The 13,148-nt window shown below is 59.0% G+C and carries 9 protein-coding genes; 3 read left to right on the top strand and 6 right to left on the bottom strand.

What is annotated here, in order from left to right; translation table 11 throughout:
* Window positions 1-238: 238 nt before the first annotated feature.
* The 3 genes from P1S46_01735 to asnB are packed head-to-tail and all read right to left on the bottom strand — an operon-like array spanning window position 239 to window position 4,336.
* Window positions 239-1,252 (bottom strand): MraY family glycosyltransferase, encoded by a 1,014-nt coding sequence (locus P1S46_01735; GenBank protein ID MDF1535206.1) that lies wholly within the window; start codon window positions 1,250-1,252, stop codon window positions 239-241.
* Entirely contained in the window at window positions 1,242-2,393 is a 1,152-nt protein-coding gene (locus P1S46_01730) for a glycosyltransferase (protein MDF1535205.1), read from the bottom strand. Before P1S46_01730 ends, P1S46_01735 begins: the two co-directional genes overlap by 11 nt.
* The gene (gene asnB, locus P1S46_01725) at window positions 2,375-4,336 is read right to left on the bottom strand and encodes an asparagine synthase (glutamine-hydrolyzing) (protein ID MDF1535204.1); all 1,962 of its coding nucleotides are present in this window, start codon (window positions 4,334-4,336) and stop codon (window positions 2,375-2,377) included. Before asnB ends, P1S46_01730 begins: the two co-directional genes overlap by 19 nt.
* Window positions 4,337-4,688: 352 nt before the next feature.
* On the opposite strand from asnB, the gene P1S46_01720 reads away from it, so the two are divergent.
* The 3 genes from P1S46_01720 (at window position 4,689) to P1S46_01710 (ending at window position 7,375) form a co-directional block, all read left to right on the top strand.
* Window positions 4,689-5,615 (top strand): glycosyltransferase family 2 protein, encoded by a 927-nt coding sequence (locus P1S46_01720; GenBank protein MDF1535203.1) that lies wholly within the window; start codon window positions 4,689-4,691, stop codon window positions 5,613-5,615.
* A complete protein-coding gene (locus tag P1S46_01715; protein MDF1535202.1) occupies window positions 5,612-6,697 on the top strand; it encodes a hypothetical protein in 1,086 nt (361 codons plus the stop codon). Before P1S46_01720 ends, P1S46_01715 begins: the two co-directional genes overlap by 4 nt.
* A 162-nt stretch (window positions 6,698-6,859) precedes the next feature.
* The gene (locus P1S46_01710) at window positions 6,860-7,375 is read left to right on the top strand and encodes a hypothetical protein (GenBank protein ID MDF1535201.1); all 516 of its coding nucleotides are present in this window, start codon (window positions 6,860-6,862) and stop codon (window positions 7,373-7,375) included.
* Window positions 7,376-8,473: 1,098 nt separating this feature from the next.
* Here the strand turns inward: P1S46_01710 and P1S46_01705 are convergent.
* The 3 genes from P1S46_01705 to P1S46_01695 form a co-directional block, all read right to left on the bottom strand.
* The gene (locus P1S46_01705) at window positions 8,474-10,345 is read right to left on the bottom strand and encodes an O-antigen ligase family protein (protein MDF1535200.1); all 1,872 of its coding nucleotides are present in this window, start codon (window positions 10,343-10,345) and stop codon (window positions 8,474-8,476) included.
* Complete coding sequence (locus P1S46_01700; protein MDF1535199.1) at window positions 10,345-12,132, bottom strand: O-antigen ligase family protein; 1,788 nt, start codon at window positions 12,130-12,132, stop codon at window positions 10,345-10,347. The genes P1S46_01705 and P1S46_01700 overlap by 1 nt, the downstream gene beginning before the upstream one ends.
* Before the next feature lie 76 nt (window positions 12,133-12,208).
* Window positions 12,209-12,634: a prepilin-type N-terminal cleavage/methylation domain-containing protein gene (locus tag P1S46_01695; GenBank protein MDF1535198.1), complete on the bottom strand. Its 426-nt coding sequence runs from the start codon at window positions 12,632-12,634 to the stop codon at window positions 12,209-12,211.
* Window positions 12,635-13,148: the final 514 nt, after the last annotated feature.

Genomic DNA, 13,148 nt, shown 5'->3' with positions numbered 1-13,148 from the left:
TAGTTCTTAGTTCTTGGATCCTCGCTCTTCTTCACAACTTATCTTTGATAGGGTCGCAAAAAGTCCAATCCGGGACTTTTTGCTCAACGGAAAGGGAAAAGCGTCGTTTTCCCTTTCCTTACAAATCAATGACTTACGGTGCGGGTCATTGATTTGGGCGCCCCGCGCGGGGCGCGTTGATGGACTTTTTGCGAGTCCATCATCTTTAAAAGCCCACCGAATCCGCACGGGTGGGCTTTTAAAGGTTCATATCGATCCTCTTCAGCCAAAGCGCCGACAGCATGAGCCCAAGGCTGACTCCGAATAGAACAGCAAGGGCCATCTTCTCGCTGCCGAAGATCATCACCAGGGCAGCGCCGCCGAGGAGCAGGGACGCCAGGTAACTCAGGCCCACGGTCTGTCCCACGGAAAGTTTCCATCTCCTGAGCCTCAGGGCAAAATGGTCGGGACTGCCCCTCATGGGGTTCTGCCCCCTCATCCAGCGGAGGGTCATGACGAAAAGGGTGTCGAAGATGGGGACCCCCAGGATCAGGACGGGCGCCAGAACAGCTACCGGGTTCCCCCTGGCGTAGATCCCGATCATTCCCAGGGCGCCCAGCATGAAGCCGATGAACAGGCTGCCGGCGTCCCCGAGATAGATGCCGGCCGGCCGGGTATTGAACTTCAGGAAACCCAGGAGAGCCCCCATCAGCGCCAGGGTCATGTGAGCCACACCGGCCTGCCCTGACGACAGGGCCACAATAAACAGGAAAAAGCAGGCGATGGCTCCAACCCCCGCGGAGAGACCGTCCATGATGTCGATGATGTTAAAGGCGTTGGTCATCCCCAGGAGCCATAAAAAGGAGAGAGGATAGGTGATGAAAGGCGGCAGGTATACGATCTTGATGGCGACGCCGGCCTTCATGACGATGAGGACCGCCAGGGCCTGCCCCAGGAGCTTGGTGGCGGGCTTCAGGTTCCCCAGGTCGTCCAAGAAGCCCAGGAGAACGACGAGGGTCCCCCCCAGCATGATGGCCAGCACCTGCCGGTCTAGTTCGTAAAAGGGTGAAAACCCGACGAGGAACGCCACGAAAACAGCCAGCCCCCCCAGGTAGGCCACCGGCTGCTCGTGGGTTTTGAGAGCCCCGTCTGGTTTGTCCACCATGCCTATTGACCGGGCGGTCTTTGCTACCCACGGCGTGAGAACGAGCGATAACCCCAGGGCAACGGAGAAGGTCAGGGGCAGGGCCACGTATACCCAGTTAAACGCCATCAACGATCTCCTCAGATCCCGCATTTCCATGATCACGGATCAATTCACTGTAAAACAGTTCGAGTTCCTTCTGCATACTCCTGAAATCGTAATACCTTTCGAGTCTTTCCCTTCCAGCTTCGCCCATGGTTCGAGCCTGGTGACCCAGTGTCATGAGCTTTTCCATCGCGGATGCAAGGAGATCGGGACGGTTTGGCTCAACTACAAAAGCCGTCTTTCCATCAACTGTCATTGTTGGGACCATACCTACACGGGTAGTAACAATCGGCAAGGAAGCCCTCATGGCTTCAAGGACAACCAGGGGGTTGCCTTCCCAGTGAGATGAAAGAACAAAGGCGTCGCTGGCGGCCAGAAGGTCTGGAACATCGTGGCGGACCCCGAGGAGCCTGACCCGATGAAGAAGTCCTTTTTCCTGGATCAACTTTTCAAGAATGGGTTTGTCTTCACCTTCGCCCACAATGAGCAGCGTAGGCCCCCCCTGGACCGGTTTGATCATGGCAAAGGCCTCAATAAGATCTGGATACGCTTTCTGACGTGAAAGACGCCCCACCGTTATCCACATCGGCCCAGGCAGGTCGATACCCAGACGAGTCCTCAGACCCTCTCGATCCTTTTTCGCCCTGGGTCCCACCTCAATGCCGTAGGGTATATATCTAATGGGCCTTCCCACGGGGCCAGTTTCGGTAAATACTTTTCCCGCATCGGGAGAAAAAGTCACCGTGCCATCAACCAGAGGCGCAGTAAGTGCGTAAGCTATTTTACGCCGAAACGGCTCCCATTCGATATGAACCGTGTTGATTACACGGGAATCCTTCGATACAAACAGTTTTGTCAACCTGGTCAGAAGGTTGGAATGGAACATGTGCCCCTGGATCACCTCGGGCCGGACTGAGGCAACTGTGGAGAGGAGGTTCCTGAATCCCGCGGGGGTCAGGCGGCCTTTTGCTTGTCCAAGTTCGACAACGGGCACCCCTGAGTCACGAATCTCCGTGGCAAGTTCACCACCGGACATCATGGAGACGACACCGATGGGATATTTATCCCTGTCATGATATTTTGCGGCCCAGAGGAGGAGACGCTCAGCCCCCCCAACGCCCAAACCGCTGATAATGTGGAGTACCTTTACGCGGCCCGGGTCCATCTATCCATCCATCCATCCAGGATCATGAGGTTGTAAAGCTTTTCATGGTAGTTGCCCCGCCCCGACAGGTGGCCTTGGACAAGCTTCCGGACGATCCCGGGGTCTACCGTTCCCTCGAGGACACTGCCGGGGGAGAGGAGCCGATCCTGGATAGTGTCACGCAGTTCCTTCCGGAACCACCTGTCGAGGGGAAGGGTGAACCCCATCTTGGGACGGTCCACAAGGTCGCTGGTCGGTGTCTGCCGGGCGAGGCGCCGGAGGGGGGCCTTTCCCCGTCTTCCCTCGAACAGGCCGGAAACGGGGTATTGCCGGGACAGGGACACGACCCTGTGGTCGAGGAGGGGAACGCGCACCTCGAGACCCGCCGCCATGCTGGCGCGGTCAACCTTGGCAAGGACATCCTCCGGCAGGAAGGTCCTCAGGTCCAGGTCCATCATCGCCTTTATCCCTCCCGAATCGCCAGGTGCTCCGGATGCGAGTTCCTCAAAGGCACCGGGAAGCTTGACCTCTCCCTCGCGGCCCAGCAGCCGGGCGGTCTCTTTCGCTGAAAAGATCCCTATGGCGGACTGGTAAGCCTGCGCACGGGTATCCTGCTTCAATAGCCTGATGAGCTTTTCCCATTTGCCCGGGAAGTTCTCCACAGGTCGAGGGCGCCCCATGGCAGCGAAAAACCGGCCGTAGGCGGTTCCCGGCAACCCGGGGGGAATGGAGCCCAGGAGAGCTGAAAGTGCGCGTCGAAAAGGGGCGGGCAGGCGCCCTGCCCCTGCCCAGTATCTTTCCAGAAAACGGTAACGGTCATATCCACCGAACAGTTCGTCCGCCCCGTCCCCGGACAGGATCACGGTGACCTCCTTGCGGGCGAACCTGGAAAGGAGTACCAGGGGAAGGGCCGAAGGGTCGCTCATCGGTTCGTCGAAGATCCACGGCATATGGTGCATCTCCGCCTGGAGATCTCTGCTGTCAACTTCCAGGAGGTGGTGGCGGACATCCAGTTGCCGGGCCGCCTGCATCGCCCAGGGGCTCTCATCGAACTCCTCCTCACGGTAGGAAACGGTATAGGAGCTGAGAGGCCCGGATACGGCCCGGCGCATGCCGGCGGTCACCAGGCAGCTGTCGAGCCCACCGGAAAGGAACGTGCCGAGAGGTACATCGGAGACCATTCTCGCCGATATGGCCTCGTCGATCATGTCGGCTAGCCGCTCATCCAGATCCTCCGGTCTGCCGCCTGCCGGATCGATCATCTCGTCCGGTTTCCAGTAGCGCGTCAACCGCTCCCCTTCAGGAGCCAGGCGCAGGTAGTGACCGGGAGGCAGTTTCTTCGCGTCCCGATAGATCGAACCGGGCGCCGGAACGTACTGCAGCATGAAGTACTGTTCGAGGGAGTTCGGGTCAACCGTCCGGCTGAACCCGGGGTGCTCACACAGGGCCTTGAGTTCGGAAGCGAAAACAAGATCCTCTCCCGCCCGGCCCCCTCCGGTTCGACCATAGTAAAGAGGCTTGATCCCGATCCGGTCCCGCGCCAGGTAAAGAGTCCTTTCCCGCGTGTGCCAGAGGGCGAAAGCGAACATGCCGACAAGGCGGCCGAGGGCCTGCGGCACCCCCCAGGTCAGGCAGGCGGCCAGCACCACCTCGGTGTCGGAATCGCTGACAAACCTCCAGCCGGTCTTTCCAAGCTCCGACTTCAACTCACGGTAGTTGTATACCTCTCCGTTATAGGAAAGGACACCACGTCCATCAGGGGAAGTCATCGGCTGGCTCGCCCGGGAACTCAGGTCGATAACCGCCAGGCGGGTGTGGCACAGGCCGATACCCATCCCCTCGTCCATCCACACCCCGCTGCCGTCCGGTCCGCGGTGGGCAAGGGACAGGGTCATGGATCCCAGGATATCATGGTGATGAGGTCCCAGGCCGCCCGGACTCAGGAGACCACCGATTCCGCACATCCCAGCTCCTTGATTAAAGGCTCCCGATGTTGATGGCTTCGCAAAAAGTCATCAACGCGCCCCGCGCGGGGCGCCCGGATCAATGACCCGGTTCGCAAGTCATTGATCCGTGAGGAAAGGGAAAACGACGCTTTTCCCTTTCCGTGGAGCGAAAAGTCCCGGATCGGACTTTTTGCGACCCTGTCAATGTTGACCGGGTTCCTGTTGTCCCCTATACTGCCTCGGGGTTTAGTATGAACAATTTTCATAGTATAGCCGACAAATCTGACTTATCCAATACCTAACTCCTTCCGTAAGCCCGCCACCCTTTACCCGCCTGTCACGGAAGGAGTCTGGTAAAGAGGACACCCCTATGGCCTTCATGCCTGGCAGCAGGAAACTGACAACGGCTTTGGCCAACCACCTGTCCGGACTCCGGTTCGATCCTCTGGCCCAGCCTGAAAGGGACGAGGTGTGGCCCAGGGTTACCGTCATCACCCCTTCCTGCAACCAGGCGCGGTATCTGGAACGGACCATCATCTCCATTCACAACCAGGGCTATCCAAACCTTGAGCATATCGTCATCGATGGAGGCTCCACGGACGGAAGCGTGGATATCCTGAGGAAATATGAAAAGAGGTTCGCATACTGGCGTTCGGAGCCAGACCGGGGCCAGAGCGATGCCATCAACCTGGGGGCAGCAAAGGCCACCGGCCGTTACATGATGTGGCTCAACTCCGATGACCTGCTCATGCCGTGTGCGCTGAACCGTATGGTGGAAGCGTTCAGATCCAACCCTGGTGCGGACCTCGTTTACGGCGACCAGGTCGAGGTGGACAGCACGGACAAGGTGATTAAAAAAGTGCTTACATCCGGCTTCGATATCCGGGATTTTATTTATGAGATCAACATTATTATCCACCAGCAGTCAGCCCTCTGGACCACGGAGATATTTCATCGTGTGGGCGGCCTTCAACTTTTCCGGTACGCTATGGATTACGATCTGATGTACCGGATGTACGATGCCGGGGCTGTCTTTGTCCATATCCCTGGTTTTCTTTCGGGTTTCCGGGTCCATGAGGGGAGCCTGACAGGTTCAGGGGAGGTGGCGCGCCGCCGCGGAAGCGAGATCAATGTTTCGTTCCGATCTTTCACCGGGCGGGACCCTAACGGCTGGGACCGTGCGGTGAGGCGGCCGTTTTATAAGATCAGACGTTTAATGCAGAACCCCAGGGCTCTTGCAGCCGCCCTGGAACATCGGCTGGGGCGGATGTTCCTGGAACGGGGAGAAAAACGTTGATCAACACTACTCGTTTTTCCATACTGCTCATCGCCGTTGTCTACAGGCTGACATTTTATTTACAGCTTCGTGCCGATGGTTTTTTTCAACTGGTCCCCGTGGATAAAAAGGTCCTTCTCGATCTGTCCCTCGATCAGATCAGGGGAAATCTTCCCAGCCCGCTGGCCAACTCCTCCCTGTGGTTTATTCAACTTGAAGCGATCCTCACCAGCCTTGGAATTGGACTGAATGGCCTTCACCTGTTCCAGTTTCTCGCCGGGATCATGCTTGTTCTGACAGTCCTGACCCTGGGCCAGAGGATCCTGGGGACTTTCCCCAGCCTTTTTGCCGGAGCCGTTCTGGCGGTGTACGGCCCGCTCCTGTTCCAGGAAGCCCAGATCGTCACCGCCGCCTGGACAGCCCTGTTCCTTACTGCGGCAATCCTGCTGCCTCTGGCCTTCGCCTCTCCGCCGGCCCTGGTTTTTCTGCTGTCGGGTATTATCTTCGGTCTTGGGATCCAATCACAGGCAAACATGGCCATATCCGCTCTGGCCTTCTTCATCGGTCTTTCCACGATCGCGTCACAAAGGGGGAAGAAGGCCCTTTTCCTCTTTCCCCTGGGCATCCTCCTCGCCCTCGCCCCGGTAACACTGCACAACCTGCGCTCAGGCGAGTTTTTACCCCTGTCAACAGTGGGCGGCGTCAATTTCTTCATCGGAAACGGACCGGGAGCCACCGGCTCATTCAACATTCCGGAGGGATATTCCCTCGTCAACGAGGCCGATCAGTTTGTCGTCTCCAGTCTTATCTACCCGGAAAAGATCCTCGGACATAAACCGGGTTACTCGGAGTCATCACGGTTCTGGATCTCCCGCATACTCCGCGGGATCCTCAGCAGACCCGCCCGCAGCCTGGTCCTCATGGGCAAAAAAACGGCTCTCCTGCTGCACGCCTGGGAGACACCCAACAATATCAGCTACCGGTTCTTTCGGACCCAGTTGGCCAGCATCCCCCTTCCCCTCGATTTTGGCATCCTTGTCGCCCTGGCGATCCCCGGCTTTGCTCCGGTCTTCCGGCGGAAAACCGCGCGACCGGCGATATAGGCTCTGGTCGGCTACGCCTTTTCAGTGGTTCTCTTCTTTGTTACTGACCGATATCGTCTGCCCCTCGCACCCCTGTTCGCCCTGGTTGCCGGATGTGGGGTTCAGGAACTCTGGCGCATGTGGAACAACGGCTCGCGCCGGTTGGCGGAGGTCTGGAGCGCCGTGACTATTGTCGCGCTCGTTATCACCCACGTACCGGTGTGGAGCAGTCCCGGAATCGAGATGGCCCAGGGATGGACCTGGATAGGAAAGGAACGGTCCCGGATAGGCGACGACGCGGGAGCCCTGAATGCCATGGAGAAGGCCCTGGAGTACTCTCCATCCGACCGGGATGCCCTTGTCGCGTCCGCTTCCCTCCGGGCAAAACGCCAGGAGTGGACCGAAGCCGTGAAGCTTTACCGAAAGGCCCTGGAAACGGATCCGGCCGATCCCCTGATCCCTCTTCTTCTCGCCAGGGCATTAAGGGACAGCGGAGACCCGCCAGGCGACCTTGTGCTCCTGGTGCCTCACGCAAACGAAATGGTCAATGAGCCACGACTGCAGGTGATCCCATGTGGAACCCAGAGGTTTCAGAAAGACCGGAAGACGCTGTGCCACCGGTACAGTGAGCTTGAACGTTTCCTGCCGGGTCGTGAATTCCTGGCTCAGTGCCCAGTGCGTCCAGGGAATGGGCCATGAGGCGAGAACGAAGAAAATAAGCATCACAGGTGCAAGGACGGCCCGCCGTACAGTCCACGACACGAAGTACATGGCGGTAAGGAACAACAAGGGCACCGTCCAGCTGAAGATGCGAAACTCGAAGTGATCGCCGCCCACGATAAATGTGTAGTAAAAAAGCTCGAAGCCGACAGCGGACAGGGCCACGATCCGGGTTGACCTTTCGGCCACCGCCGGGACAAAGGTATTTCTCCTTGATCCCTGACGGCGGAAAAACCACACCGCGAAGAATGCCATCCAAGAGGCCATACTCAAGAATGAAGCTCGCCAGATACCTGGCGCCCGCTTCGGGCCATGCTCCCGCGTTTTTGGCGTAGTATGTGTTGGGCAGCCATTGCCCGTAATAGATACGCCGCCAGATGAAGTGTACGGGAGACGCCAGAAGGGGGAGGCAGGTCCAGCTTTCCCGGAGGCGTGGAAGTGAAAACATAACACTCCGGATGACGAGGATCACCGCTGTGGCCCCAACCATCAGGACGCCCTCCGGTCGGCACAAGGCTAGAAGAGCCGAACTCAAGGTCAGCGAAAGAACCCGGAATCCTTTGAGCTGTGTCCCTCCCGTGGAGAACACGGTGTAAAGCCACCATGTAAGGAGGAGGTTGAACAGGGAGGTCTCGAGCCCGGAACTGAGCCACGCCAGGTAGGTCCTGTTGGTCACGATGCCGACGAGTACGATCAGACCGCATATCCACCGGTACCGCTCAACGGCTGGAGGCAAAGGCAGCTTTTCGATGATCCGAGTGACCAGAATGATTGTCATCAGGCCGAAAGCCAGGGACAGGATGTTTGCGGTCACAGGCGGAGGAAAGCCTGTGGCGGTCCAGACAATCTTAAGAAGGATGACCCAGAGAAAGCTGGTGTAGCCCTCCACCGGCCGGAAAGGTGGCGGATTCCAGACCAGACCATAGCCTTCCATGCTGTTGGCCACATAACGAAAGGCGATGAAAGCATCATCGGTAAGGAACCAGAATAATCGCCACCCTACGATCACGGACAGGAGTATCAGTACCGCGGCGAAGCTCCCGGCAAGCTGCCCGCTTCCATTCCACTTGACGTCTTTCAATTTCGATTCCTGTGGAGGGAAGAAGATACCGTTCCGATAACGATCTCCTCATAGGCACTCATAGGCCGGTAATCTTCCACCCTGTCCCGGGCCCTGTCAAAGGCACGTTGTGCATCCAGCGCATTTTCCAGCCGTAACTCTCGGAGGATCGCGATCAACATCCTGTGGGCCTCCAGGTAGTTTGGCTCCATCGCCAAAGATCTCTCAACGGTTTCCAGAGCTTTTTCACTCTCGCCCATATCCCGATAAACCTCTGACAAGCGGAGCATGATGAGAGCGTTGAATGGCTCCAGTTCGAGAGCCTCCATGAGCTTTTCCCTGGCGGCCGTCAGGTACACCCGGGACTTTTCCGGCTCCTGGTCGGACCTTTCCACTAGCAGGTCCGCCTCCATTCTCAGGGGCACCGAGTCCAGGCGGTTGAGCCTCTGCGCCCTGTGGATCGCGGCTTCGGCAATCTTAAGCTCTTTCAGGGTTCCGGCGGCCTGGTAAGCGGCAAGGCGGGCTCCAGCCAGATCCCGGGCCGCTCCGGGAAGCAGGGGGTTCAGTGTGTGAGCCCGACCCAGTACCTGGACAGCTTCCCCGCTATCGGCGGCCATGAGCCGCTGCCCCTTCATCCACATGATCCTGGCCGACATGTCAAGGTTGAGCCACAGGGCCATCAATAAGGTCATCACTCCCGACAGGATCAGAAACCTTTTTCCACGAGCGCCACGGACCTCCAACGTCCCGCCTTCTTCCCCGGAAAGCTGAGCCAGCCAGAAAGCGCCCAGGGCCGTGAGAGCGAACACCTCGTTGAGGTCGTGAAACAGGGCCTGGTAAAGGAACACGGCCGCGGCAAGAGCGGGTCCGGGCCGGCCACGCGGCCAGGCGGCAATAAAAAGACGGGTCGTAACCAGCAGGAACCCGAAGATCACCACCGCGCCCCAGAGACCCCCCTCCGCCCAGGCTCTCAGGTACTCGTTGTGGGGTTTTCTTGCGATGCGCCCGTAACGGACCGGAAGGCTGTCGGTGGGAAAGGCGTACCGCGGGGCGTACTCGTAATAAAGGCCGGGGCCCACTCCCATTACGGGATGATCCAGCCCTACCCTCAGGGCCCCTTCCCAGATGAGGATTCGGGAAAAGGCGTGGGGGTCCTTGCGGTACTCCTCGGTGACCCGGTGCTTTAAAGTGGTGGGGACGAGGAAAAGGAGCACGACCACGGCCACCGCAGCGAACCGAACCCGTCCTTTGCCAAAGATGAGGAATAAGCCCCACAGCGCGACGATCGCGAGACCCGCCGACCTTGACCCGATGACCGCGAGACCCGCCGTGGAAGCCAGAGCGGCGATGACCAGGACCGTCCGGCGGCGTTTTTCCGGAACGACCGTCATGAGGGAGCCCAGGGACCAGGCCATGCACGTCAGCAGCACCGTGGCAAGGTAGTTGGGGTTGCTGAAAGGACCGGCTGGAGTTGAAAGACCGGGAAAGAACTTCTGGACGGCCATCCAGATGATGAGGGCACCGGTCCAGGCCGGCACGGGGAGGAACGGGTCGCCGTGCTTTCCGTCAAGGAGCAGGAGATACAGGACCCAGGCCAGGGAAAGGTGGGCTAAAAACAGAAAGCTGCTGTAAGGCACCGGGGAGATGACCAGATGAACGACACCCAGGACCAGGACCAGGGCAAAGGGGACCCAGAGAGGGGTAAACCGGATCTCCACCCTCGCACCCCTCCCAACCTCCCTGATCCGCAGCAGGAAGGCAAGGGCCACCAGGAGGCTGAAGACGCCGGTGAGCCACGGCACCGGTCCCCCGCTGATGAAGGGGATCATCAGGACGGTGATCCACCTGAGGAGGATTTCTGGCTTGAATGCCGGCCGCGACCGGTCCATCAGCGCATCCTGTCAAGAAGGTTTCGGGCCAGTTCGCCCGCCGGAGGATCGAAGGCGGAGGCCGCCAGCGCCTTTTCAAGGTAATCCGCCGCCGGGACAGGATCGCCCATGTTCAGGTGGGACCTTGCCAGATCGATGAGGATCCTGGGGGAGGTCGGGTAGCGGGAGGAGGCTCTTTCAAGGTAAGGGAGGGATTCGTTCCACCTGGCTTCCGCCTGGGCGGTCCTACCCAGTTCCCACGGCGGGTAGGGACTCATTGCCATCAGCCGGTCTGCCCTTTCAAAAAGCTCCAAAGCCTGTGCACGCTCTCCCGCCGTGAACCTGGCCCTCCCCTCCTCCAGGGCGATCCGGCCGTTAAAGGGCAGGAGCTTCCCGGCCTCGCGGTAAAGGTCCGCGGCCGCCGCGTGCTGACCGGCCTGGTACATCTTGAGACCCCGAAAAGCCAAAGACTCGCCCTGGAGAAGAAGCAGCACGGGGAGAACGGCGAACAGGGCGACCCCTCCCATGGTCTGGCGAAGGGGCAGGGGAACCACATCATCAGGCTCTCGCCTTTCATGGCCCATGGAAAGAGCCAGGAGTCCGCCCATGGCGCCCCAGCCGAACAGCGCCGTTTCTGGTACGAAAAAGTCCATGTCCATCAGGCTGTGGAGTAGAAAGGCGGCGCTTCCAAAAAGAAGCCCGTTGAAACCGACCGGTGACGTCTTGAGGCCGGTGGTCCGTATCACATCCAGACTTTTTCCGGTGAGCAGCCACAGGAAACCGCCTATAAGGACAAGACCAACAGTACCTCCTTCGATCCAGATCCGGACGAGGAAGTTGTGGGGATCAGACACCGGGCGGACACCTTGGGCCACGAACCCCATGAGGGCTCCGGGAGACGATCCCGCGCCCCATCCCAGGATCGGGTGTTCCAGGGCCATCCTCGTTCCAGCCGCCATGTAGCCGGCCCGCTGGGAAAAGGAACTTTCCGGTCCGAAGATGGGACCGAGGCCGCGGATCGCGAGCAGTCCCGCGGCAAGGACAACGGCGATGGCCCCCATGCCCATGACCTCCCGACTCCTGGCACCCCGCCTGGCGAGGAGGACACCCCCGCCGGCCATGACGGCAACCAGAGTCCCTCCCACGGAACCGGTGAGAAGAAGAATCCCTGCTTCGGAAAGGACAAGCGCCGAGTACAGGGCAGCGCTGCGGCGGTTCGGAACCGTCAAAGCGTAATCGAGGCTCACCGGAATGACCACAGCCAGGAAACCGGCCAGCATGTTGGGGTTTAAGAACCCGGCGAAGACCCTCCCCTGGGAGATGACCCCCATGAGGCCGGATACGTCATCTCCGGCTGCCGACATGCCGGCCAGCAAGGCCCGTAGTTCCTCGAACCCGAAGACCCTCTGGTAAAAGGCAAAGGTGAGAACGGGGAGCACCACCAGACCAGACAGCCAGGCGACTCCCCTGTCCAGCCAATTCGGGTTCCTTCCCAGGAGGTAGACGGCCGTGAAGGCCGAGAGGTTGAGGGTGAGGGATGCCGTGTCCCTAACCCCCTGGCCGGGATCGGGAGCCCACAGGAGGGTGACGCCGGCCCATATAACCAGGAGCCATGGCCAGACCAGGGACCGGAGGTCTTCCCGGCGCAGCGGACATCCATGGGGAACCAGGAGCCAGAGCCCCAACCCGACGAGAAGGGGGATGAGGAGCAGTTCCTGGGCAAAGGGGTACGTCCCCCCCGACAGGTGGGGACGGAAGACGAGCACCGACAACAGCAGGACTGACACAACGCCCCTTGGGTCTTTCATCCCCGCCTCCCGGTAAAAAGGCAGACGGCGGTAAAACCCGCCGTCTGCCGACAAAACAATGTCGTCCAGTTTGTTCTTACGGCCAGGGATAGGCGTTGGGCGTGATGCCGGACGGGGTCCCCCAGAGGGTGTCTTGGGACCTGTCTGTAGCCTTGACGTAGATCTGGAAATTCGTGCCGTTACTGGTGTAGGTGAAGGAGCCGGGCAGCCACTTGGCCTCTTCCGGCTGCTCTGGGAGGTTGGCCTCCTTCAGGAGCCCGCGAATCCAGGTGTAATTCCCACCAAGCGACATCGGATACCTGTTGGTGGGATCGTCGGCGGCGTAGGAAGCGAGCACCGAGCGGAGCACGTCCACGTTGGCCTTGGCGGTACCGAACAGGGCCTTGTCCTTGAGGTTGAGGAAGTTGGGGATGGCGATGGCCGCCAGGATGCCGATGATGGCGACAACGATCATCAGCTCGATCAGGGTAAAACCTTTTTCGTTTCTCATCTTGCTCAGCATTTTCTTTCCCTCCATCTTCAATGGGTTATTAGGTCGGCTTCGTTACCAATTGCCCATGTATGGAGCAAGGGTTGTGCCAATCTGGAAAAAATGCCAATCCTCAACTTTTTTCTTGTAACCTGCTGTAATTAAGCGCTTTTTCCAGCTATATTAAAAATCGAATCCCTCCCACGGTTTTTTATTGTGACAAAATTCGTCACTTTACTGACCCCCTGCGTCCACCTCCCCTCCTCACAACGGCAGCGGATGCACTACAGAGTTCCAGTTCCTGGGTAAACCAAAGTCCTGTTCTTCCCTGTGGGTTCATCCGGTTAATGCGTACCTGAGCGGTGTCACGTCAAGACTCTGAAAGGCATTCACCGCCCGTTCGTCACATGAGAAAAGTGACTCTCTAGCCCGCCTTATTCATGATGCAAATGAGATGTCAGCTAACTGTTTGGCAATTAAAGATAAATGGGAATGGCACTATAAGCATCATGAATTAGGCGGGGTTGAGCGGACATAGTCACGAGAG

The sequence above is a fragment of the bacterium genome, assembly GCA_029210545.1.
GTDB lineage: Bacteria > BMS3Abin14 > BMS3Abin14 > BMS3Abin14 > BMS3Abin14 > JARGFV01.
The sequence above is the reverse complement of the archived record's forward strand: the minus strand, read 5'-3'. Positions and strand labels throughout refer to the sequence as shown.